At 43.8% G+C, this 21905-nt stretch carries 20 protein-coding genes and 4 tRNA genes; 16 read left to right on the forward strand and 8 right to left on the reverse strand.

Annotation, left to right across the window (positions count from 1 at the left end; genetic code table 11):
* Window positions 1-140 precede the first annotated feature (140 nt).
* The gene (fadI, locus tag NFS34_RS07125) at window positions 141-1514 is read left to right on the forward strand and encodes an acetyl-CoA C-acyltransferase FadI (protein WP_251359250.1); all 1374 of its coding nucleotides are present in this window, start codon (window positions 141-143) and stop codon (window positions 1512-1514) included.
* Window positions 1514-3676 (forward strand): fatty acid oxidation complex subunit alpha FadJ, encoded by a 2163-nt coding sequence (gene fadJ / locus NFS34_RS07130; RefSeq protein WP_251359251.1) that lies wholly within the window; start codon window positions 1514-1516, stop codon window positions 3674-3676. The genes fadI and fadJ overlap by 1 nt, the downstream gene beginning before the upstream one ends.
* 167 nt (window positions 3677-3843) lie before the next feature.
* On the opposite strand, the gene NFS34_RS07135 is transcribed toward fadJ, so the two are convergent.
* From NFS34_RS07135 to NFS34_RS07145, 3 genes are all read right to left on the reverse strand, one after another.
* Window positions 3844-4002 carry a hypothetical protein gene (locus NFS34_RS07135; RefSeq protein WP_251359252.1) on the reverse strand — a complete coding sequence of 53 codons (159 nt, stop codon included), beginning with the start codon at window positions 4000-4002 and terminating at the stop codon, window positions 3844-3846.
* Between the two features lie 211 nt (window positions 4003-4213).
* On the reverse strand, window positions 4214-4834 hold the full coding sequence (locus NFS34_RS07140; RefSeq protein WP_251359253.1) for a hypothetical protein: 621 nt from the start codon (window positions 4832-4834) through the stop codon (window positions 4214-4216).
* A gap of 112 nt (window positions 4835-4946) precedes the next feature.
* Window positions 4947-5483 carry a hypothetical protein gene (locus tag NFS34_RS07145; protein ID WP_251359254.1) on the reverse strand — a complete coding sequence of 179 codons (537 nt, stop codon included), beginning with the start codon at window positions 5481-5483 and terminating at the stop codon, window positions 4947-4949.
* A 143-nt stretch (window positions 5484-5626) separates the two neighbouring features.
* Here NFS34_RS07145 and NFS34_RS07150 point away from each other — a divergent pair, with 143 nt between their 5' ends.
* Genes NFS34_RS07150 through pepE form a run of 5 tightly spaced genes read left to right on the forward strand, consistent with a single transcriptional unit; the run spans window position 5627 to window position 10880 of the window.
* Entirely contained in the window at window positions 5627-6544 is a 918-nt protein-coding gene (locus NFS34_RS07150; protein WP_251359255.1) for a MoxR family ATPase, read from the forward strand.
* Window positions 6545-6547: 3 nt separating this feature from the next.
* Entirely contained in the window at window positions 6548-7495 is a 948-nt protein-coding gene (locus NFS34_RS07155; protein ID WP_251359256.1) for a DUF58 domain-containing protein, read from the forward strand.
* A gap of 50 nt (window positions 7496-7545) precedes the next feature.
* Window positions 7546-9513 (forward strand): DUF3488 and transglutaminase-like domain-containing protein, encoded by a 1968-nt coding sequence (locus tag NFS34_RS07160; protein ID WP_251359257.1) that lies wholly within the window; start codon window positions 7546-7548, stop codon window positions 9511-9513.
* Between the two features lie 30 nt (window positions 9514-9543).
* Window positions 9544-10155: a tRNA-(ms[2]io[6]A)-hydroxylase gene (locus tag NFS34_RS07165; protein WP_251359258.1), complete on the forward strand. Its 612-nt coding sequence runs from the start codon at window positions 9544-9546 to the stop codon at window positions 10153-10155.
* A gap of 17 nt (window positions 10156-10172) precedes the next feature.
* Window positions 10173-10880 carry a dipeptidase PepE gene (gene pepE, locus NFS34_RS07170; protein ID WP_251359259.1) on the forward strand — a complete coding sequence of 236 codons (708 nt, stop codon included), beginning with the start codon at window positions 10173-10175 and terminating at the stop codon, window positions 10878-10880.
* 69 nt (window positions 10881-10949) lie between these two features.
* Here the strand turns inward: pepE and NFS34_RS07175 are convergent, their stop codons facing one another.
* Window positions 10950-11678 carry a UDP-2,3-diacylglucosamine diphosphatase gene (locus tag NFS34_RS07175; RefSeq protein ID WP_251359260.1) on the reverse strand — a complete coding sequence of 243 codons (729 nt, stop codon included), beginning with the start codon at window positions 11676-11678 and terminating at the stop codon, window positions 10950-10952.
* A 142-nt stretch (window positions 11679-11820) separates the two neighbouring features.
* Window positions 11821-12333: a peptidylprolyl isomerase gene (locus NFS34_RS07180; RefSeq protein ID WP_376707936.1), complete on the reverse strand. Its 513-nt coding sequence runs from the start codon at window positions 12331-12333 to the stop codon at window positions 11821-11823.
* 185 nt (window positions 12334-12518) lie between these two features.
* On the opposite strand from NFS34_RS07180, the gene cysS reads away from it, so the two are divergent.
* Window positions 12519-13931 (forward strand): cysteine--tRNA ligase, encoded by a 1413-nt coding sequence (gene cysS, locus NFS34_RS07185; protein ID WP_251359261.1) that lies wholly within the window; start codon window positions 12519-12521, stop codon window positions 13929-13931.
* Window positions 13932-14070: 139 nt separating this feature from the next.
* Here cysS and NFS34_RS07190 read toward each other — a convergent pair whose 3' ends face one another.
* A complete protein-coding gene (locus NFS34_RS07190) occupies window positions 14071-14475 on the reverse strand; it encodes a hypothetical protein (protein ID WP_251359262.1) in 405 nt (134 codons plus the stop codon).
* Between the two features lie 317 nt (window positions 14476-14792).
* Between NFS34_RS07190 and NFS34_RS07195 the strand changes: the two genes are divergently transcribed.
* A complete protein-coding gene (locus NFS34_RS07195; RefSeq protein WP_251359263.1) occupies window positions 14793-15704 on the forward strand; it encodes an SWIM zinc finger domain-containing protein in 912 nt (303 codons plus the stop codon).
* A 79-nt stretch (window positions 15705-15783) separates the two neighbouring features.
* Here NFS34_RS07195 and NFS34_RS07200 read toward each other — a convergent pair whose 3' ends face one another.
* Both NFS34_RS07200 and folD read right to left on the reverse strand, forming a co-directional pair.
* Entirely contained in the window at window positions 15784-16242 is a 459-nt protein-coding gene (locus tag NFS34_RS07200; RefSeq protein ID WP_251359264.1) for a hypothetical protein, read from the reverse strand.
* Between the two features lie 110 nt (window positions 16243-16352).
* Window positions 16353-17207, reverse strand: a complete 855-nt coding sequence (folD, locus tag NFS34_RS07205; protein ID WP_251359265.1) for a bifunctional methylenetetrahydrofolate dehydrogenase/methenyltetrahydrofolate cyclohydrolase FolD — start codon at window positions 17205-17207, stop codon at window positions 16353-16355.
* 226 nt (window positions 17208-17433) lie between these two features.
* Here folD and NFS34_RS07210 point away from each other — a divergent pair.
* The 7 genes from NFS34_RS07210 to NFS34_RS07240 all read left to right on the forward strand — a co-directional run bounded on the left by NFS34_RS07210 (window position 17434) and on the right by NFS34_RS07240 (window position 21904).
* Window positions 17434-17510: transfer RNA gene (locus tag NFS34_RS07210), tRNA-Pro, on the forward strand.
* A 31-nt stretch (window positions 17511-17541) separates the two neighbouring features.
* A tRNA-Arg gene (locus NFS34_RS07215) sits at window positions 17542-17618 on the forward strand.
* Window positions 17619-17657: 39 nt separating this feature from the next.
* Window positions 17658-17733 (forward strand) — tRNA-His (locus tag NFS34_RS07220).
* A 93-nt stretch (window positions 17734-17826) separates the two neighbouring features.
* Window positions 17827-17911, forward strand: a tRNA-Leu gene (locus NFS34_RS07225).
* A gap of 146 nt (window positions 17912-18057) precedes the next feature.
* Window positions 18058-19347: a trigger factor gene (gene tig, locus NFS34_RS07230; protein ID WP_251359266.1), complete on the forward strand. Its 1290-nt coding sequence runs from the start codon at window positions 18058-18060 to the stop codon at window positions 19345-19347.
* A 90-nt stretch (window positions 19348-19437) separates the two neighbouring features.
* A complete protein-coding gene (clpP, locus tag NFS34_RS07235) occupies window positions 19438-20076 on the forward strand; it encodes an ATP-dependent Clp endopeptidase proteolytic subunit ClpP (RefSeq protein ID WP_251360301.1) in 639 nt (212 codons plus the stop codon).
* A gap of 355 nt (window positions 20077-20431) precedes the next feature.
* Window positions 20432-21904 carry an ATP translocase gene (locus NFS34_RS07240; RefSeq protein ID WP_251359267.1) on the forward strand — a complete coding sequence of 491 codons (1473 nt, stop codon included), beginning with the start codon at window positions 20432-20434 and terminating at the stop codon, window positions 21902-21904.
* The last annotated feature ends 1 nt before the right edge of the window (window position 21905 follow it).

Raw genomic sequence — 21905 nt, forward strand, 5'->3', positions numbered from 1 at the left:
ATCTTTGGCTAAAGCATGAGTCTTAACTTGAGTCAGCGAGTCACTAATAGGGCTTGTTACTTGTATAATTTAAACGATTGTTTGAAATTTGAGAATCATCAGGTACAATCAGTTGAATAAGATAAATTTGGAGTCCCTCTATGAGCGCTGAAGCCCAGCCTAAAGATAGTGAAAGCAACCAAAGCGAAAGCAAAAAAGCTCCCGCTAAGAAAGCCAGTGTGCGTCGCCCCAAGCAAGATCGAGTGGCGATTGTTTCTGGTCTGAGAACCCCGTTTGCGAAACAAGCCAGCTTTTATCGCGGTATTAATGCCATTGAGCTGGGTAAGATGGTGGTTAATGAATTAATGATTAAAACCGAGCTTGATCCCAAATTGATTGAGCAAGTGGTGTTTGGGCAGGTAGTGATATTGCCGGAAGCACCAAACATTGCCCGTGAAATCGTACTGGGTACGCCAATGGACGTGCATACCGATGCTTATTCAGTCTCGCGTGCTTGCGCTACTAGTTTCCAGTCAATTGCCAGTTTAGCCCAGTCGATTATGGTCGGTGATGTGGCGGTGGGTATTGCTGGTGGTGCCGATTCGTCTTCGGTGGTACCGATTGGAGTGAGTAAAAAACTCTCTCTATCTTTGGTGGATCTACAAAAAGCTAAAACCTTCGGTCAGAAAATGGCGATTTTGAAAAATCTTCGGCCAAAAGATTTGATGCCAGTTCCGCCGGCGATTAAAGAATATTCAACTGGGTTGACGATGGGGCAAAATGCCGAGCAAATGGCCCGTGATCGCGGTATTACGCGCGAAGAGCAAGATGCATTGGCGCATCGCTCGCATACTCTGGCAGCGCAAGCTTGGGAAGCAGGGCGCTTGGATGATGAGGTGATGACCGCGCACGTTCCGCCTTACACTAAAGAAGCTTTGAGTCGCGATAATATTGTGCGTTTTAATTCGACCTTAGAAGGCTACGCCAAACTAAGACCGGCCTTTGATCGTAAGTACGGTACTTTAACTGCGGCTAATTCAACGCCCTTGAGTGATGGTGCTGCAGCGGTGATTTTGATGAGCGAGTCTAAGGCTAAAGCTTTGGGCTATGAGCCATTGGGCTATATCAAAAGCTATGCTTTTGCCGCGATTGAAGCGGATCACGATATGCTGATGGGGCCTTCTTACGCGACACCTAAGGCCTTAAAAAAAGCCAAGATGCAGCTTAAAGATTTGGATTTGATTGATATGCATGAAGCGTTTGCAGCGCAGGCGTTATCCAATGTTCAGGCTTTCGGCTCGACTCAGTTTGCCAAAGAAAAGCTTGGGCAGAGAACCAAAATTGGTGAAATTGATATGGATAAATTTAACGTTAACGGTGGCTCTATTGCTTTTGGCCATCCGTTTGCGGCAACTGGCGCGCGTATGATCACGCAAACCTTAAACGAATTAAAACGCCGCGGTGGCGGAGTAGGCTTGACCACCGCTTGTGCTGCTGGCGGGCTTGGCGCCGCCATGATTGTGGAGGTGGACTAATGGCTGACACTAATATCTTTGAATACCAGCTACACGATGATGATATTGCGGTTATTAGCTTTGGCTTGAAAGATGAAGCGCAGAATGTTTTAAAGCAAGCTTTTATTGATGAAGCCGAAGCAATGATCGAAAAAATTGCTAGCGATAGTGCGATAAAGGGCGTGATTTTTATCAGCAACAAGTCTAAAAGTTTTATTGCTGGTGCTGACATAAATATGCTGGATGCGGCTAACAGCTTGCAAGAAGCTGAACAAATTAGCCGTAACGGCCATGCAATTTTCAAGAAACTCGAGGATTTAAAAGTTCCGGTAGTGGCGGCAATTGATGGCGCTTGTTTAGGCGGCGGCTTGGAGTTTGCATTGGCTTGTCATGGGCGGGTAGCTTCTGACTCAAAGTCTACAAAATTAGGTTTGCCTGAAGTCCAGTTGGGTTTGTTGCCTGGCGGCGGCGGCACTCAGCGTTTACCGCGCCTAGTTGGCATAGCGGCATCTTTAGATATGATGTTAACGGGCAAGCAGCTATTTCCAAAACAGGCACTGAAATTAGGCTTGGTGGACGAGGTAGTGCCGAGTGCTAACCTGATGAAGGCGGCGCGTAAAAGGGTTATGGATTTACGCAAAGGTGTGAAAAAGAAGCAGTCTTGGTTGTCGCTAAAAGGCTTACAAAAGCTAGCGCTTGAGAAAAATCCTTTGGGTCGCAATCTGTTGTTTGATCAAGCAAAAAAACAGCTGCTGAAGAAAACTAAGGGCAATTATCCAGCACCAGAGAAGATTCTTGAGTGTGTCGAAAAAGGTGTTAATCAGGGGCTTGAGGCGGGCTATGCGATTGAGGCAAAAAACTTTGCTGAACTGGTGATGTCGCCCGAAGCTAAATCGCTGATCAGCATTTTCTTTGCGACTACCGAGCTGAAAAAAGATACTGGCATCGACTCTGATGCACAAGCTGTGGAATTAACCAAAGTTGGAGTCTTAGGTGGCGGCCTGATGGGCTCTGGTATTGCTTATGTCACCGCAGATAAAGCCGAGAAAATGGTGCGCATCAAGGATATTAATAGCGAAGGGATCAACAAGGCGCTGAATTACTCTTGGAAACTTATTTCGAAAAAACTTAAACGCCGGTTTATTAGCGACGCGCAGGCCAAAAAAGCCATGTCTCGCTTAACCGGAGCGGTGAATTATTCAGGTTTTGAAGATTGTGACATGGTGGTGGAAGCAGTATTTGAAAAGTTGGAATTAAAACACCAAATGGTTCAAGAGGTGGAGCAGCATTGTGCTGAAAGCACCATTTTTGCGACCAATACCTCGTCTATTCCCATCGCAGAGATTGCCAAAGGTGCCAAGCGTCCTGAGCAAGTGGTGGGGCTACATTATTTCTCGCCTGTCGAGAAGATGCCATTGTTGGAGATTATCACTACACCGCAAACACAGGATTGGGTAGTGGCCAGCTGTGTCGAGCTGGGCAAGCAGCAAGGCAAAACGCCGATAGTGGTCAATGATGGCGCTGGTTTTTATGTCAATCGGATTTTAGCGCCTTACGTCAACGAGGCAGGGATGTTGCTAACCGAAGGTGTTGCGATTGAAAGTATTGACAAAGCTTTGGTTAAAGCCGGCTTCCCTGTGGGACCTATTACCTTGCTGGATGAAGTGGGGATTGATGTGGCCACTAAAGTCGCGCCAATTTTAGAAGCTGCCTTTGGTGAACGGATGGCGCCGCCTAAAGCATTTGCTAAGTTGATAGAGGATAACCGTTTGGGCAAGAAAAACGGCAAAGGCTTTTATCGTTATGATGCGGCGAAGTCAGGGCTTAAGAAAAAAGGGCCTAAAGAAGTCGATGACAGTGTCTATCGGGTGTTAGGTGTTGAACCAAACAAGCAAGTTGCCAGCCAAGAGATTGTGGAGCGGGGGATCTTACTGATGGTCAACGAGGCCGCTCGTTGCTTGGACGAAGGCATTATCCGCAGTGCTCGTGATGGTGATATTGGGGCTATTTTTGGCATCGGCTTCCCACCATTTCATGGCGGTCCTTTCCGCTATATGGATGCTCTGGGGATTGAGCAAGTGGTTGAGCGCTTAAAACACTATCAACAGTTGTTAGGCGAGCGTTTTGCCCCTGCCGAGCTATTGATTAAGATGGCAGCGCAAAAACAGACTTTTTACCACTAACGGTCTCGCATGGCTTATTATTCCTAGAGCCAAGATTTGAGCTTAAAAAAAAGCCCAGGACTCTAAGAACAGAGTTCTGGGCTTTTTGTTACATCCCTGTAAATTTCAAAAAAAATTGGCGGGGTTACCGCCAAATTCTTTCGGGAGGACAAATGACAAACTAAAAATTAATCAAAAATACGCTTTAAAAAAGGACGTGAAGCCAAAGTAATGGCGAGAGCTACAACTAACTCTTTGTTATTACTCAATAAAGTCATTATTTCAGGATTGGTAAGCACAAACTTGGTGCTGACTAAAAGTGCTAGGATGCCTAATAAATACTTCATGATTTTGCCTTGCTTGCTACCTTATTACGGTGTTTTTTAATTAACTGTCAGAAAATTTAACAGTCATTGCTGAGCTTTTCTGTGCGGCAAATCGCATTTGATCGGGGATTTGTGTGAACTGAGTAGCAAAAGTGTCAGGAATTTATACAAAAGACTGTTTTTAGAACAAAACAGCCCGTTTATTAGCGCTGGGAGCCAGCGTTTTTAAGGGTTAGAAGCTAAAGCGAATATTCAGTTGCGAAGTATCGCCAGTAGCTTCTTCGCCAATGCTCAAACCTAATGACCAGCTTGGTGACAGAGAGTAGCGGACTTCTATGCCGTAGCTAGTATCGTCATCTTCATAGCGCGCCTCATCGACGTAATCTGAAATGTCAATATCTCGATAGCTGGCATAAATGGATGACTCCCAGTCGGCAGCCCAGCGGGTGCGTACACCTAGCGTGCCAATAAAGCCATCTTCATCATTGCCATAGGTCGATTGAGGAATAACATCAGTGGCATCTTGTCGGATGTAACCTAGTTCAGCAAAAAAGTCCGAAGAGCGGGTCATGGCGCCATGGTAGCCTAGAGACAAGCCAAATTCGGAAGCGTCCACATCGGCTTTTTGACCAGCAGCCCAAACATCGGCTGACTGGGTGTTGTAGCGAGTGCGCCAATAAATAGAGTCTGTCCATTCAAGGCTGATATCAAAATTGTAGCCTGATTTGTCACTTGTTAGCTCGCCAGCACTGTGTATCAAGCCAAACTGAACGTAGTTATAACTAAGCTTGTCATTAGCGCTAAGGCTAAGACCTACGGCTGCAATGGCAAGGCCAAATAGAAATTTTTTCATTGGAAAACCGGTTAATATGGATTAGATGAAGGAATCATACTATAAATTGGCAATCAGCCAAGTATTTGCATTAAAAAAGCCGCATAAAGCGGCTTAATATGCAATGGAACAGTTAGAAGTTATAGCGGAAACTAACACCATAATGCTCGTCCAGCTCTTCATCGTTACCCACCTCTAGCGCAACCGAGAATTGGTTGTTGATATGATAACGACCTTCAACCGTCAAATCCGTTGATTCAAGCACATCGGAGTAGGATACAAAACCGCCAAGCTCAAAGTTTCTGGTAGCCATTCCGCGAAGACCAAGACGAGCATTGAAACCATCGTCATCGCCTAAAAAGTCAACATCAATATCTTCATAGCCTAACTCGGCAATAAAGTCAGTCGAAGAGGAAATAGGCATTTTATAACCTAAGTTTAGGCGTAGAAACTCAATGTCGATATTCGAGTTATCAGCTTCTAAATTGGTATAGTCAAGACGACCATAGAAGTCTGCGCTGAACGACTTTGACAGTTCAAAAGCAAAGCCATCGGCTCCGTCATAATCTTGATAGCCAAGATCTACATAGTCGTAACTAACGTTATCGGCTAATACTAGGCTGCTGGATAAAGCTAGGGTGGTCGCTAAAAACACTTTCTTTAATGACATTATTGTATCCTCATGTATATTATTAATGTTCGTGGGATATTGTCTCGCCGCGAGCCTGAATTATAACTGAACGAAATTCTCTTTTAGTCTACTGTTAAAGTTTTGTTACATCTAAGAGTATTTTACTAACAATAAGGAATTCAATGAACAGCCACATTGCGCCGATTTTAACCCAGCTAAACAAAGTCGTTTTAGGAAAATCTCATCAAGTTAAACTCTCAGTAGCCTGCCTTTTGGCGAAAGGGCATTTATTGATCGAAGATCTACCTGGCATGGGTAAAACCACCTTAGGCCAAGCTATCGCCAAGGTGTTTGGATTAGAGTTTCAGCGTATTCAATTCACCAGCGATATTTTGCCCGCAGATATTATTGGTACTAATATTTTTGATAAAGAAGACGGACAGTTTAAATTTCATCGAGGCCCTGTGTTTAGTCAGCTGATCTTGGGCGATGAAATCAACCGCGCCACGCCCAAAGCGCAAAGTGCCTTGCTGGAAGCGATGGAAGAGCAGCAAGTCACTGTCGAGGGCGAGACCTTTGCCTTGCCAGAGCCTTTTTTCGTGATCGCAACGCAAAATCCTTCCCACCAAATTGGTACTTATCCGCTACCAGAATCGCAGCTGGATCGGTTTTTATTTCGAATAGAGTTGGGTTATCCCGATCCCAGTTTTGAACGGGTGCTGCTAAAAGGTCAGTCGGGGCGGACAAACCTTGTGAGTTTAGAGCCGTTATTGGAGCATTCGAAATTACAAGAGATCCAAGCAGCGGTTAACCAAATTACGGTCAGCGAGCACTTATTGTCCTACGTTATGAGCTTGGTCAATGCGACCCGACAAAGCCCTGATTTTGCTCATGGACTATCGCCGCGTGGTGGTTTGGCGCTTATAGCTGCGGCTAAAGCTTGGGCGTTTTTAGACGGGCGAGATTATGTATTGCCAGAAGATGTGCAGCAGATTTTTATTCCAACAGTTGCCCATCGATTGGAGTTTTCGCAAAAAGCCTCTGGCGGAGTTAACCAGTTGGTTGAAACCATTTTAGAGCAAGTCGCCGTTCCCAGTTAATTCATGCGTGTTTTTACTGCTATTAAAAACCGCTTTTTTAAGTGGATTGATAAACGGTTGCCAGCGCAAGTCGAAATTGAATTGCGACAAAAAAATATTTATATTTTGCCCACGCGATACGGCTGGTTATTGTTAGCGATTATCTTGTTGATTTTAATTGCGGCGACCAACTATCAAAATAATATGGGTTATATGGCCGGTTTTATTTTGTTGGCAATTGGTGCTTTATCGACGTTTTATACCTACCGCAATCTACGACACCTAAAAATAAAGTCTTTAAAACCTGAACCCGTCTTTGTCGGTCAAAAAGCACAGTTAGTTTTATCCCTAACCAACCAAACGGATCAATACCGAGCCAGTGTTGGCCTTGGTCAAAACAAACAGCAGTTGGCTTTACTGGATATCGCTAGCCAAGACAGCAGTCTTCATAAAATGACCTTTAGAACTAAGCAAAGAGGCTGGTTCAAGCCGCCGCGAATGGTCTGCTCCAGCGTGTTTCCATTTGGAATATTCCAAGTTTGGTCTTGGTTTAAATCGCCCTATCAAATTTTGCTCTATCCCAAACCATTAGTGCCGCCAGTAGCCTTATTTCAAGGTGCTCAAGGTGATGAAGAGGGGAGTCAGTCGCAAAAAGGTAGCGAAGATTTTTACAGTATCAAAGAATATCAACACGGTGATTCGCTTAAACAAGTAATGTGGAAAGCCTATGCACGTGAACGTGGGCTATTGACTAAAGAGTTTGAAGATAAGGTTGGTGAGCAGCAATTATTTACTTGGCAGTCGGTGGCGCATTATGAAAAAGAACTGGCTTTGTCTTATTTATGTTATGAGCTGATTGAAGCGGATAAAAAAGGCATTGATTATGGTTTACAACTACCAAAGCAAACCTTTGAGTTGTCTCGCGGCGCTAAGCATTTGCATCAATGTTTAGAGGCTTTGGCATTATTTTAATAGAAAGGATCTGGACGGAAGTGATTTTAAAAACAGTGGTTAATCGCTAAATGCAGTCGAAAGAGCTAAATATATTTCGAGCTGGAATAATCCCTCTGCTGATTTTAGTCCAGCTGATCGTTTTATTGCCCTTGTGGTTTGAAATTCCACTGTGGGTAACTTTGCTATCGATTGCTTTGCTTGGCATGAAGTATCTCAGTTATCGATTTGATTTTCGTTACCCTAACTGGTTGATTTTAGCGTTGGTAATAGGGGCTTTCGTTGGTGTTTATGCCTATTTCAAAACCATCAGCGGCCGTGATGCTGGGGTCAGTTTAATCTGCTTGATGTATTGTTTTAAGCTGCTGGAAAGTAAATCTTATCGCGATGCGACCCTGGTACTATTCATTTCATTTTTTGTGATGGTGATGGCCTTTTTATTTAACCAGTCCATTGCCATGGGTTTGTATCTGTTAATTGCCATGGCGGCAATTTTATCAGCGATTGTTGCGTTAAATTCGCTGCAAGGCATAAGCGGCATTAGGAACCTAGGGCGCATCTCTGGGACCGCTTTACTGCAAGCCCTGCCCATTATGTTGGTATTATTTCTATTGTTTCCGAGACTGCCAGGGCCTTTATGGGCGATGCCAGATTCTAGTCAAGCGGGCACAGGTATTTCAGACAGTATGAGTCCTGGCGATATTGGTGCTTTGACTACTTTTGACGACCCCGCTTTTCGCGCGAAATTTAAAGGCCAAGCGCCGAGTGCTACCGATATGTATTGGCGCGCTATGGTATTTTCCGATTATGATGGATTTACTTGGCGCGAAGGACCAAGAGCTCCAACCCGCACTAATCGCCTACCACCGTTTGAACCGAGTTATGAGTATCAAGTGCAGATGGAACCGAATAAGTCGCGCTGGCTGTTTGGCCTTGAGCAGCTTGCTAGTTCGCCAAAAGGAACGTTTCTATTTAATGATCTAACTTGGCGCAGGCCGCAAAAAATCATCAATCAATTTAGTTATAACGCTCAAGCGGTCAAGTATGATTATCAAGGTGTAGAGTTAGAATCGTTTAAAAGACGCATCAATTTGCAGCTACCAGATGACGGAAACCTGAGAACTCGACAATGGGCACAGACCCTGTTCCAGCAAGCTAATGGCACTCAGGATTTTATCAATCGAGTTTTAAATCATATTAACCAGCGGCAATACTACTATACTTTAACGCCAGAAGTATTAGAAGAAGAGGTGGTGGATGGTTTTTGGTTTGGCACTCAAGAAGGCTTTTGCGAGCATTACGCGGGTGCCTTTGTGTTTATTATGCGCGCCGCCGGTATTCCAACGCGAGTAGTGACGGGTTATCAAGGCGGCGAATACAATCCTTATGGCGACTATTATTTGATTCGCCAATCCGATGCCCATGCATGGACTGAAGTCTGGGTGGAGAATCAAGGTTGGCTTCGGGTTGATCCTACCGCGGCAATTGATCCCAGTCGAGTAGAGGCAGATTTACGCAGTCGCGCTAATCGTCGTGATAGCTGGTTTGAAGATAAAATGATTGGTTTTGATTTACCCCAAGGCTTCCTAGCTAAATTGCAAATGCGCTGGGATGCGATCAAAAGTTTTTGGGATGATACTTTAATGGGCTACGGGCAAGATCAGCAAAACGATTGGTTGTCTAAGCTAGGCATTAAGGCCGATCAATGGCGCTATTTGGGTTATGGCTTGGTTGCAACCTTAATTTTGTCCGGACTGATATTTGGTTTGTGGTTACTGCGAAAGTCTGCGCGCAGAGATGTTATTGAAAAATATTACGAACGACTGAAGCAGGAATTAGTAAAGTCCGGAACTGAGATCCCTAGTCATTATGGGCCTATGGCGATATTAGATCGATTAAAAGGAAACCATCCTGAATTGCACGCTAAATTTGCAACACCGATAAAATACTATATTAAAATTCGCTACCAATCTGAACAGGCTGATCAGGTGGATGAAGACTGGATTAGGCGTTTTAAAACTCAGGTCAAAAAGCTATAATGGCGCATCTTTTTCTAACGCTTTACTGGTATGGCTGATATTACGCCTATTCACAACTTTCTGCTTTGTAAGACTCCTGTGGTTTGGCTGGAAAAAGCCACGACCGAGTTAGAGACGGTGTTAATTGATCATGCGCACTGTGAAAAAAAAGCCGCCGCGACTGCGGTAAAGCAAATGTTTCGTTATCCTGAGCGAATAGAGCTTTTGAAAAAACTCTCGCAACTGACTCGCGAAGAAGTTTTGCATTTTGAGCAGGTGTTAGAATTTATTGAAAAACGCGGGATTAAATACAAAGCCATTAAACCCTCTCGCTATGCTGCAGGTTTGCATACATTTGCTTCTAAAGATGAGCCGCAACGATTAATCGACGGCTTAATCATCGGCGCGATTATTGAAGCACGCTCCTGTGAGCGCTTTCATGCTTTAGTGCCTTATTTTGCAGAAAGTGAACCGGAACTCTCAAAATATTACCAATTTCTATTAAAGTCAGAATCACGCCACTTTATGGATTATTTGGATTTGGCCAAGCGTTATTCGGATCAAGATATTAGTGAGCGAGTGCAGTTTTTCTTAGCAAAAGAACAAGAATTGATCGAGTCACCCGATCCGCTGTTTCGTTTTCATTCGGGTGTACCAGTTTAAAGTTTTAAGGAATTATCATGCCAAAATTATTATTACTTAGCGCCTCGCGCGAAGGCCAAACCGCTTATCTTGAGCATGCCTTGCCAATGATGGATAGCTTTCTCCAACCGTCCATCAGCAATATGCTGTTTATTCCTTATGCAGGTTTTGCCATGGGCTTCGATGCTTATGAGCAAAAGGTTAATAGCGCGCTTAAAGCGATTAATAAAACCGTTACTTCCATTCACCAATTTGCCGATCCGATTAAAGCGGTAACAGAGGCCAAAGCCATCGCGATTGGTGGCGGTAATACGTTTTATTTGCTAAAGCAGCTTTATGATAATGAACTGGTCGATGCTATTCGACATAAAGTTAATAGTGGCACGCCTTACATTGGCTGGAGCGCGGGCTCCAATATGGGTGGCCTAACTATTTGCACCACTAATGATATGCCGATCGTGCAACCGCGAAGTTTTAACGCGCTAGGCTTGGTGCCATTTCAAATTAATCCCCATTACACTGACTATCAGCCACCCAATCATAATGGCGAAACGCGCGCCGAACGGATTTACGAATATACTTGCGCAAATCCTGATAAATATGTGGTTGGAATTAAAGAAGGCACAGCGCTAGAGCGGGATGGCGATAAGCTCTATTTACGCGGTACCAAAGACGGTCTGGTGTTTAGAGATGGCGAAGGTATTCGAACCATTAAAGCTAACTCCGATGTGAGTTGGTTGCTTTAAAAGTTACCTTCATTATGACGGAAGTCATAATCTAGCAATCCAATCCCAGCTTTCTATTGAGATGACAACTTAACTGAAATAACGGCTCTCTATTTCATTTCCTTTGATAGTTAAGTAATTTCCTTGCTCGCCCCAGTCGCTGAGCACTATACGCTGGCAGTGTTTGCCATTCACTTCTAAGTCGTGAAAGTCAGGGCGGTGAGTGTGACCGTGAATCAGAATAGTGGCATTATTATCTTGCAAAACTTCTGCAACTGCCTGTGGATGCACGTCGGTGATGGATTCGGCTTTATTTTCTTGCGCCTCTTTACTTTTTTGGCGTAAGTCGGCAGCAATCGCGCGTCTTACTGCTAGCGGTTGTGATAGTAATTGGTTTTGCCATTCTTCAGAGCGCACCATTTGCCGAAATTGCAGGTACTCTTTATCGTCCCAGCAAAGGGAGTCGCCGTGCATCAATATAGCACTTTGACCGCCAATACCAGCTCCTATAGAAAGCGGATGAATTTCATCAAGAATTTCGCCACCAGTTTTATTGGCAAATTCATCACCTAATAAAAAATCACGGTTGCCATGCTGAAAATAGAGTTTTTTCGCCGAATCTGAATAGGTTTTAAATTGCGCAATAATGGATTCGACAAATTGTGAGTCATCATCATCGCCAATCCAGCTTTCAAATAAATCGCCTAAAACATAGAGTTCATCAGACAGCGGCGCAATTTCAGCCATATAGTGAGTAAAGAGCGCCGTGAGATCGGGGCGCTCTTCGCACAAATGTAGATCGGAAATAAAGTGTTGCATGGTTAACCTATTGCGCTGGCAACTAGTTTGTTAAAAGATTGCTTGAAAATACTCATTTAGTTGACTAAACTCCGTTTTTTGCGCAATCTTTTGCCGCCTATTTGCGGCGCTCATTACGGTTAAGCGGAGTCGTTAATTTGGTTTATTCGCTTATAATGGCCTTTTCAATCATGACCGACTCGACAGGCACATCTTGATGCACGCTGTATGAGCCCGTTTCCACTTCTTTAATGCTATCGACTACATCCATGCCTTCCACTACCTGACCAAATACGCAGTAACCCCAACCTTGGCTAGTTTCGCTGGAAAAGTTGAGGAAATCATTGTCTTTGGTGTTAATAAAGAACTGGCAAGATGCTGAATGTGGATCCATGGTGCGTGCCATGGCAATTGAACCATTAACATTTGATAGCCCATTATTAGCTTCATTTTCGATTGGCGATTGAGTATCTTTTTGCTCCATATCGGGCGTAAAGCTGCCACCTTGAATCATAAAATTCGAGATCACTCGATGGAAGATGGTGCCGTCATAATGACCATTGCGCACATAATTTAAAAAGTTCTCGACCGTTTTCGGCGCTTTTTCAGCGTTGAGCTCTAAAACGATATTGCCATGATTGGTAGTAAGGGTAACTTTTTGCATAGTTTCAGACATAATTTAACCTATTTGTTTAGCTTTTCTTGCCTATGGGTTCTAGCCTAGGCTTAATGCAAAGGCTACAATGCTGATCCCCATTAGGCTATTAATGGGGGACAAATACGATTTTGCGGCATATGATACTGCCTTTTAAATTGAAAATCTAAAAATAGAGACGATTCGGAGTGAGCAAGAGAGTTCCCATGTTACAGATCTACAATAATTTAACGCGCCAAAAAGAAACCTTTAAACCTTTAGTTGACGGCAAGGTTTCTATGTACGTTTGTGGGGTGACAACTTACGATCTGTGTCATATTGGGCATGCTCGAACCTATTCCTCGTTTGATGTGATTAATCGCTATTTGCGTTTTCGCGGCTATGACGTGACTTATGTGCGCAACATTACCGATATTGACGACAAGATTATCGAGCGCGCCAATCTTAATCAGGAGCCTTTTGGCGATCTGACTGAGCGCTTTATTGCCGAAATGTACCAAGACTTTGATGCCATTGGTTTGATGCGCCCCGACGTAGAGCCGCGTGCCACTACGACCATGGATGGCATTATCGAAATCACCCAAACCCTAATTGACAAAGGCTATGCCTACGTTACCGAGCAAGGTGATGTTTATTATCATGTGCCTAAATTTGCCGATTATGGCAAATTGTCGAAACAAGATCTGACTCAGCTTAACGCTGGTGAGCGGGTGAATGTGGTGACCGATAAAAAAGATCCGATGGATTTTGCACTGTGGAAATCCGCAAAGCCGAATGAACCCACTTGGGAGTCGCCTTGGGGTAAGGGGCGTCCGGGTTGGCATATCGAATGTTCGGCTATGTCCAAAGAGTATTTAGGTGAAACCTTCGATATTCATGGCGGTGGCTCGGATCTACAATTTCCGCACCACGAAAACGAAATTGCTCAATCAGAAGCGGCCAATGGTTGTCAGTTCGCACGCACTTGGATCCACACGGGCATGGTGCAGGTGGATGCTGAAAAGATGTCGAAATCTTTGGGTAACTTTTTTACCATTCGTGATGTCTTGCAGCAATATCGCCCTGAATCGGTGCGTTATTTCTTAATGAATGGTCATTACCGCAGCCAACTAAGCTATACCGAAGCGAATTTGCAAGCCGCCGATGCCTCCTTGGAGCGTTTATATACGGCTTTACGAGGGGTTGATTTTTCGGTGCTAGAAAGTGCGCAGGCAGCTGACGAAGAATTAGAACTTCTAGCGCAAGCCGAAGCGCAGTTTATCGAGTCGATGGATGATGATTTTAATGTGCCGGAAGTGTTGCCGGTGCTGTTCGATCTGGCGAAGGAAGTCAATCGCTTAAAAACTAGCGATATGGCAAAAGCCGCCACCATCGCCGTCAAGTTAAAACAATTGGCTGGGGTTTTAAGCTTATTGCAGCAAGATCCAGAAGACTTTTTGAAATCAGGGGCAGGGGAGTCCGATGTTTCGGATACAGAAATTGATGAGTTAATTGAGCAGCGCCTACAAGCCCGCGCCGATAAAGATTGGGCAAAGGCCGATGAAATCCGTGACAAATTAAATCAATTGAATATCGAACTGGAAGATGGCGCCGGCGGCACTAGTTGGCGAAGAAAGTAATTTCTAGTGCATTTAAACAAAAAACCGTAGCTGATAGGAGCTATGGTTTTTTTTAGAGCTTGTTTTTGATTTTCAAAAATCCTGATGTTTAAAGACTTCTTGTACGCTTAAAGATCGTCCCGCTTAAAGATCATGCTGCTTAAAGTACCAAGCTTAAAACTGCACAAATGGCCAATGCAATCCCTAGAGGTGCTTGTATAGGTATTAATTTTGCAAGGGTTTCCGCGCCTTTTTTCTGCGCTTCTTCGTTTTTAGGCAGGACATACTTTGCGACCAAACCGTAAGATAAGATAAATCCTACAAGGATCATCAGTACCAAGGTTGCGATACCCAAAATACCGCTAATGGAGGTTAGCATAGTACCTAAGTTGGGTATCATGTGGAAGATAAGGTAGTACAAGCCATAAACCAACAGCGCCAAACCAATCCAGCCTTGATAGGGAGCTAGCTTGCTTAATGCTTGTGCAGCATCATCAGACTTCTTTGTGACTAAACCGATAGCAGCGAGTAAGCCGCCGATAATAGAAAGTATTGCTAATACCATAGTAAATTTTCCTTGGTTATTGTTAAGTTGAACACTGATAGAGTAGTCAGGCTGGTTTAGTAGGTAAAGTCCCGAATGGTAAAATTATGAAGTGAGTCGCGTTGGCGGTTTTTTGCTGTGTCTTGTTGCTCGGAATGTTTGACATTGAAGCTGCTCTAGGTCAGGGGTTTATGTTATAACTTGAGTACATTGGCATTAAACTAAAGTCATATCACTCTATGAAAAAAGGGCGCTTAATTAGCGACGAATTGCTGATCCGCTTGGCGGGAGAGCCTGCATTTCGCCGAGGCTAGCAGTATTTTAAGGAAGGGCGAGTGATGGATTTGCTCGAATACAAGCTTGGATATCAGGCTTTGGTTGCTGGAAGCGCCAATTATCGGATGAAAATTGAACACACTGCTAAGCAGCTTAATGGTTCTTGCAGTTGTCCTGCCTCTGAAAATTTTGATTTTTGTAAGCATTGTATGGCGGTTGCCCTGTGTTTGGCACAGATGCAAACCGAACAGCTAGAGCAAGGCGCTAAGCTAACGCCAGCGCAAAATGAGCTGCTGCAAATCGAAGCATTTTTACAAGCGCAATCGGTACAAACTCTGTCAGAAGCTTTGATGGAATACATCGTTAAAGATAGATCAGAGCGTAATCGCTGGTTGTTAAAAATTGCGCTAAGTGGTGAATTTGATGCTAAAGCCGTGAAAAAACGCATTACCGCAGCGACTCGTGGGCGGCATATTTGGGAATATGCCAAAGTTCGAGCTTTTTTCGAACCGATAGAAGAGTTGAGTTTTCATTTGTTGAAGTTAGCCAATTCGCAGGCCGATACTGAACAGGTGATTAAGCTGATTGATTATTGCTGCGAACGGATAGATCTCGCTTGTGATAAAGTGGACGACTCGGGTGGTTTCCGTTTGGGAGCAGTCGAGTTATTGGGGCAGGCTTATGAGGCAGCGTTGGATAAGTTGAAACTGAGCGACGAGAAACTGACCGCTTATATTTTCGACCGCCTAACTCATCGCAATGATATTTTCTATTATTCTTTGGAGCTTTATCAGTCTCTGCTTAATAGAAATGTGTTATCAAAGCTTCGTTTATTAGCGCAGGAAAAGTTTGCCAAAACCCCTAAGGCCAGTTATGAGCGCAACAGCTTTGAGCAGGATTGGCAAGCGATTCGGCAATACGACAATATAAAAAGACTAGTTGAAGAGCTGGAACAGTTTTCTGGAATAAACTGATAGAAAATTGGAGAGTTGGTTTTGATAAGCCTTGCTGGACACTTCTAAATACCCAGCAAGGCTATGATGTACTTATAGTTTACTTTTCTTTGACAGGAATGTTAGGCTTTGGTTTCCTACTTTCGCTTGTCATCACGTCTATCAATTCACCATCGCGATAAATGTAGGTAGTGGTTACTGTTATTGTCTCAGTCGTGGTTTCATAAGTGCGTGAAACAGGCAAAGAACAAGAACCTGATTGACATGGTGCTGGAGGTGCTCCGCTGTCCGATTGAGTTGCGTACTCATTATTGTTACTATTGAGATTGGCTATTTTAGATTGTAATTTTGCGGATTTATCAAGCTCAAAAGTATAGCTGTGAATTATATTGCTTTCTCCAGTCCAGACAATAAGAGTAGCTTTATTGAGTTTTTTATTGTGCAATACTGTTTCACAAGTCTTTGCTTCACAATAAGATAGACTGCCTGAACCTGCTATGACTTTTGCATTGGCAAAAAGACCGATAACTATAAGAAGCGCTATATGGTAAAATTTCATTATTAAACTCCATTTGTTTATTAAATTGATAAGTAAGAACACTCAGGTTCAGGGGCACGCTACCCCCCCCCCCCCAAGATATTTGTCAATTAATTATTTCAACGAAATTTTTAGTTGTGCAGATGCTCGCAAGCGAATAGGGTGTTACTCATTAGCATGGCAACGGTCATTGGCCCGACACCGCCAGGAACTGGGGTGATCCATGATGCGCGCTCTTTGGCTACGTCAAATTCCACATCACCTGCTAACTTGCCCGTTTCAAGGCGGTTAATTCCTACGTCAATTACGATTGCGCCCGGCTTAATCCAGTCGCCTTTGACCATTTCTGGAATACCTACACCAACCACCACAATATCCGCTTCAGAGACTTTTTGCGCTAAGTCTTTGGTTTTACTGTGGCAGAAAGTCACGGTGCAGCGCTCCATCAATAGTTCCATCCCCATTGGGCGGCCAACAATATTGGATACGCCAACAACCACCGCATCTTTACCCACTAGATCGATGCCCGTTTCTTTAAGCATCACCATTACGCCATAAGGAGTGCAAGGGCGCATGGTCGGCATCTTTTGGGTTAGGCGACCCATATTGTAGGGATGGAAGCCATCAACGTCTTTATCGGCTTTGATCCGCTCTAAAATCACATTTGAGTCAAGGTGCGCTGGTAAGGGCAACTGAACCAAAATACCGTCAATCGCGGGGTCATCATTAAGCGAGTCAATTTGGCGCAACAGCGAGTCTTGAGTGGTATCTTCATCCAGCACGTATTTTTGCGAAATAAAGCCGACTTTTTCACAGGCTTCGACCTTTTTATTGACGTAGATCTGCGAGGCGGGATCGCCGCCAACTAATACCACCGCCAAGCCTGGCGCGCGCAGGCCTTTATCCAAGCGGGCTTTGACCTTTTCGGCCAGTTGATTTTTGACTTTTTCAGAGATGGCTTTGCCATCAAGGATTTGTGCGGACATTAAAGACTCTCTAACCTAAATTAATTCAAATGAGCGTTTGAAAGTGGCATATTCTCTCAGTTATTAAGGATTTGCTCAATCCTTATTCGGCTTTTCTGGCGAATTACCGAATATCGGTAAAAAATGGCGCAAAAAGTGTTGACGCTTTTCATGGGAGTCAGTATTATTGCGCTCCTTGTTCGGGTTAGCCCTTTTTAAGGGAAAATTAGCCTGAATAGAGCGAAATCGGCGATTAGCGCAGTCTGGTAGCGCGCCTGCTTTGGGTGCAGGATGTCGGGGGTTCAAATCCCTCATCGCCGACCAATTTTTGTCATTTGTAACGGTTCGATCTAATGCGCTCGTAGCTCAGCTGGATAGAGCAACGGCCTTCTAAGCCGTGGGTCGCAGGTTCGACTCCTGCCGAGCGTGCCATTTTACGGTCGGCAAACACTACAGATGTTACAGTTAATGGTGGGTGTAGCTCAGTTGGTAGAGCCCTGGATTGTGATTCCGGTGGTCGTGGGTTCAAATCCCATCATCCACCCCATATTTTTACTTTCGGCTACCAATTTACGAAAGTAAGATGAAAATACGGTTCGATGAGGGCTGTCCGGGCGCGAGCCCAATTGTAAAATGCAATGCGAGAGTGGTGGAATTGGTAGACACGCTGGATTTAGGTTCCAGTGCCGCGAGGCGTGAGAGTTCGAGTCTCTCCTTTCGCACCATTTACTTTTAAGTCAATTCGAGTAAATGGTTCTTTTTTAACTCCTTCATCAAAAGTATCCGACAAGGCAATGGCGTTTAGCCAACGAGTGCCTTGTCTTTTTTGCCGTGATACAACAATTTTAGCTTAATCTTACGGAGATTAATGATGCAAGTTTCAGTTGAAACCAGCCAAGGTTTAGAAAGAGTCTTAACAATTGATGTTCCTGCTGAGAATATCGATGGTGCTGTCCAAAAACGCCTACAAGATATGGCGCGTAACGTAAAAATGAACGGTTTCCGTCCGGGTAAAGTTCCTTTTAGCGTGGTTAAAAAGCGTTATGGCCAAGCGGTACGTCAAGAAGTGTTGGGCGAAGTGATGCAGCGTCATTATTTTGAAGCGGTACAGCAAGAAAAATTGATGCCTGCTGGATATCCTCAATTGGAATTGGTTGAAAATAAAGATGGTGAAAACCTAAAATTCACAGCCAAGTTTGAAATTTATCCGGAAGTGGAAGTTGCCGATTTTTCAAAGGTTGAAATAGAGTCTAACAAAGCGGAAGTTGAAGACGCTGATTTAGATAAGATGCTAGAAACTTTGCAGGGCCAGCGAGCTACTTGGAAAGAAGTGAGCCGCAAGTCGAAAAGCGGTGATCAAATCGTTATCGATTTTAAAGGCTCGATTGATGGCGAAGCCTTTGCTGGCGGTGAAGCTTCTGATTTTCCATTAGAGCTTGGCTCAGACAGCATGATCCCTGGTTTTGAAGAGCAGCTTGTGGGCGCTAAAGCGGGTGACGAAGTCGAAGTTAAGGTGGCTTTCCCAGAAGATTACCACGCCGAAGACCTAAAGGGTAAAGACGCGGTATTTGCGACTAAAGTCCATAAAGTGAACGAAAAAGAATTACCATCGTTAAAAGATTTGGCCGAAGCTTTATCCGCTGATGATGTTGACGCTTTAAAAGAAGATGTTAAATCTAATATGGAGCGCGAGCTTAAAAATGCACTTAAGGCTGGTGTTAAAGGTCAGGTGATGGATAAGCTAGTGGAAGTCCACGAAGTTGAAGTACCTAAAGCTATGATCGACCAAGAAATCGATCGTATGCGTCAAGAAATGTTGCAGCAAATGCGCGCACCACAAGGCGGCGATACTCCTGATTTACCTGCTGAATTGTTCGAAGAGCAAGCTAGTCGTCGCGTTAAATTAGGTTTAGTGGTTGCTGAAATTATCAAGCAACAAGAATTAAAAGCTGACGAAGAGAAAGTTCGTGCGCAGGTCGAAGAGTTGGCTGCAGTTTACGAAGAGCCACAGGAAGTAATCGACTGGTACTATGGCGATGCTCAGCGCTTGCGTGAAGTTGAATCGCTGGTATTAGAAGATACAGTGGTTGACTTGGTGCTAGAAAAAGCTAAAGTATCTGAAAAGTCAGTTAGCTTTGACGATGTAATGAACAAAAAGTAATCATTGCTTCATCAATTTAAAAAAGCGGGCTTAAGGCCCGTTTTTTTGTATTTAACCGGATAAAACATGAAGAATACGAAAAGTCCTATTATGAGCAACAATAGCAATAACGAATCTATTATTACTGATCCCTACGCCGGCGGCTTGATCCCAATGGTGGTCGAGCAGACCTCAAGAGGCGAGCGTTCCTACGATATTTACTCGCGTCTTCTAAAAGAGCGAGTGATTTTCTTGGTGGGTCCAGTGGAAGACTATATGGCCAATTCGGTGGTCGCGCAGATGCTATTTTTGGAGTCGGAAAACCCAGAAAAAGATATTTATCTTTATATTAACTCTCCTGGCGGAGTGGTGACGGCGGGTATGGCGATTTACGACACTATGCAATTTATTAAGCCGGACGTTAGCACCGTATGTATCGGCCAAGCGGCGAGTATGGGGGCCTTTTTGTTAACTGGTGGGGCGGAAGGAAAGCGTCATTGTTTACCTAATTCACGCATGATGATCCACCAGCCTTTGGGTGGCTTCCAAGGTCAAGCGTCTGATTTTGAGATCCATGCTAAAGAAATCATCGATCTTAAGCGTCGTTTAAATCAAATTATGGCCAAACATTGTAAGCGTCCGATTGAAGATTTGATACGCGATACGGATCGAGATAATTTTATGACTGCCGAAGAAGCCGTCGACTATGGTTTAATCGATTCGATTATTAATTCTCGCAAAGAAGTTTAATGCCAGAGTGATCTTATGTAACGAACCCGCCGATTGGCGGGTTTTTGCTTATAGATTGTTACATTTTTGTGGTTTAAAACTATGAGACTTGTGTATATTAGAAGGGAGCAGGATTTAAAAAGCTAGTAATACTATTTAATACAAGTTAGTTAATAGGAAATTTAAGCCATGATATGGAAGATGGGCATTAGCATTGCCGCTTAAATACCGTTATTACAATTGGTCTGAAAGGCTAATTTCGCGCTTTACATGGGTCCAGCAGGGGGAAGGCCATAGCGTTTTATTGATGTTTTTTAGCTTTTTTACCCTGATGTTTGCGTATTATTTGTTAAAAGTAATCCGTGATCCCTTAATCTTGTCGGAGGGTAGCGCCGAATTAAAAAGTTATACAACTGCTGCTCAAGCCCTTATTTTATTGTTCATAGTTCCTTTCTATAGCCGTTATTATTACAAATTTTCTAAACATCACGATAAGTCAATTTTCCTTAATCGCGTGATTTATTTTTTCATTACTAACTTGCTGGTGTTTGTTCTGTTACTGCACTTGGAAATTCCGATAAGCATAATTTTCTACGTTTGGTTAGGAGTACTAAGTGTCACTTTAGTCGCTATTTACTGGGCCTTTTGCGCCGATTGCTTCAACGTAAAATCCGGTAAGCGCCTTTTTTCGGTGATAGCACTTGGCGGCTCAATTGGCGCTTGGGTAGGAGCGAAATCGGCAGGTTGGCTCTATCCAATTATGGGGATAGCCGGATTATTATTGGCCGCCGCATCATTATTACTGATAGTCTCTTTTTTACTTAAGAGTGCTTGTCGCTCTATTCCTGTTAACTCTCGTGCCGTGAAACATATCGATGAAGACGAACAGTCGCGTGACTGGAAACGCGGATTTTCATTAATTTTCAAAAAAAAATACCTGCTGTATATTGCCATTTTCGTGGTGTTGGTAAACTGGGTTAACTCCATGGGCGAGTATATTTTAGCCAAGTTTGTAGTAGCTTCGGTAGATGAAAAAGTGGCGCAAGGCCTTGGCACTGAGCAGGCCTTAATGACCGAGTTTTACACGGATTATATTGCTTGGTTCACCTTGTTTGGAATTGCCTTACAATTATTGATAGTGCCACGCTTGTTTCGTTGGATAGGGGTTGGAGGTAGTATTTTAATATTACCTTTGGTTACCTTAATTAACTATAGTCTAATTTTTATCTTCCCACTGATGCTGGTGGTTACTTGGGCCATGATCGCTGAAAATAGTGTCAATTACTCGATCCAAAATACCAGCCGTCATGCACTATTTCTTAATATTTCTCGCGAAGAAAAATACCTGAGCAAAAATACCATTGATTCCTTTTTCTATCGTTTTGGCGATTTGTTATATGGCGGTACTATTGCTTTGACCGTCGGCCTCTTTGCCTTGGACATAAAGTTGGTAATTGGTATCGCTGTGGTTTTATCTTTGATGAGCTTGTGGGTTGCTTTTCAAATTAAGGTTAAGAAAAAACAAGACAAGCAAAATGCAGAACCTAATCGACCGCCTACGTTAGCTTATCCATTGCAACCGCAGGCGGTTATTTCTGGCCAGAAAACCATCTTAACTTTGCCAGAAAATACCTTTGAAGATCCTGATCTTGGCGACTCCCTGCGTTACTCAATTAAAGCCGTCGATGGTCATGCATTGCCCAAGTGGTGTAAGTTTAACAATACCACTATGGCGCTGAGCGTGCGCCCGCCAGAAGGGCTTCGTCAAGAATTAAAAATAGAAATTATGGCTACTGACTACGACGGTCTTACTGCCACCACCCTGTTAGTGATCGATGTCGAAGGTTAGC

Source organism: Kangiella sp. TOML190 (assembly GCF_023706045.1).
In the GTDB taxonomy this organism is placed as follows: domain Bacteria; phylum Pseudomonadota; class Gammaproteobacteria; order Enterobacterales; family Kangiellaceae; genus Kangiella.

Coding starts and splice junctions, on each gene's coding strand:
- fadI (WP_251359250.1), top strand. CDS start 141: ATGAGCGCTGAAGCCCAGCCTAAAGATAGTGAAAGCAACCAAAGCGAA.
- fadJ (WP_251359251.1), top strand. CDS start 1,514: ATGGCTGACACTAATATCTTTGAATACCAGCTACACGATGATGATATT.
- NFS34_RS07135 (WP_251359252.1), bottom strand. CDS start 4,002: ATGAAGTATTTATTAGGCATCCTAGCACTTTTAGTCAGCACCAAGTTT.
- NFS34_RS07140 (WP_251359253.1), bottom strand. CDS start 4,834: ATGAAAAAATTTCTATTTGGCCTTGCCATTGCAGCCGTAGGTCTTAGC.
- NFS34_RS07145 (WP_251359254.1), bottom strand. CDS start 5,483: ATGTCATTAAAGAAAGTGTTTTTAGCGACCACCCTAGCTTTATCCAGC.
- NFS34_RS07150 (WP_251359255.1), top strand. CDS start 5,627: ATGAACAGCCACATTGCGCCGATTTTAACCCAGCTAAACAAAGTCGTT.
- NFS34_RS07155 (WP_251359256.1), top strand. CDS start 6,548: ATGCGTGTTTTTACTGCTATTAAAAACCGCTTTTTTAAGTGGATTGAT.
- NFS34_RS07160 (WP_251359257.1), top strand. CDS start 7,546: ATGCAGTCGAAAGAGCTAAATATATTTCGAGCTGGAATAATCCCTCTG.
- NFS34_RS07165 (WP_251359258.1), top strand. CDS start 9,544: ATGGCTGATATTACGCCTATTCACAACTTTCTGCTTTGTAAGACTCCT.
- pepE (WP_251359259.1), top strand. CDS start 10,173: ATGCCAAAATTATTATTACTTAGCGCCTCGCGCGAAGGCCAAACCGCT.
- NFS34_RS07175 (WP_251359260.1), bottom strand. CDS start 11,678: ATGCAACACTTTATTTCCGATCTACATTTGTGCGAAGAGCGCCCCGAT.
- NFS34_RS07180 (WP_376707936.1), bottom strand. CDS start 12,333: ATGTCTGAAACTATGCAAAAAGTTACCCTTACTACCAATCATGGCAAT.
- cysS (WP_251359261.1), top strand. CDS start 12,519: ATGTTACAGATCTACAATAATTTAACGCGCCAAAAAGAAACCTTTAAA.
- NFS34_RS07190 (WP_251359262.1), bottom strand. CDS start 14,475: ATGGTATTAGCAATACTTTCTATTATCGGCGGCTTACTCGCTGCTATC.
- NFS34_RS07195 (WP_251359263.1), top strand. CDS start 14,793: ATGGATTTGCTCGAATACAAGCTTGGATATCAGGCTTTGGTTGCTGGA.
- NFS34_RS07200 (WP_251359264.1), bottom strand. CDS start 16,242: ATGAAATTTTACCATATAGCGCTTCTTATAGTTATCGGTCTTTTTGCC.
- folD (WP_251359265.1), bottom strand. CDS start 17,207: ATGTCCGCACAAATCCTTGATGGCAAAGCCATCTCTGAAAAAGTCAAA.
- tig (WP_251359266.1), top strand. CDS start 18,058: ATGCAAGTTTCAGTTGAAACCAGCCAAGGTTTAGAAAGAGTCTTAACA.
- clpP (WP_251360301.1), top strand. CDS start 19,438: ATGAGCAACAATAGCAATAACGAATCTATTATTACTGATCCCTACGCC.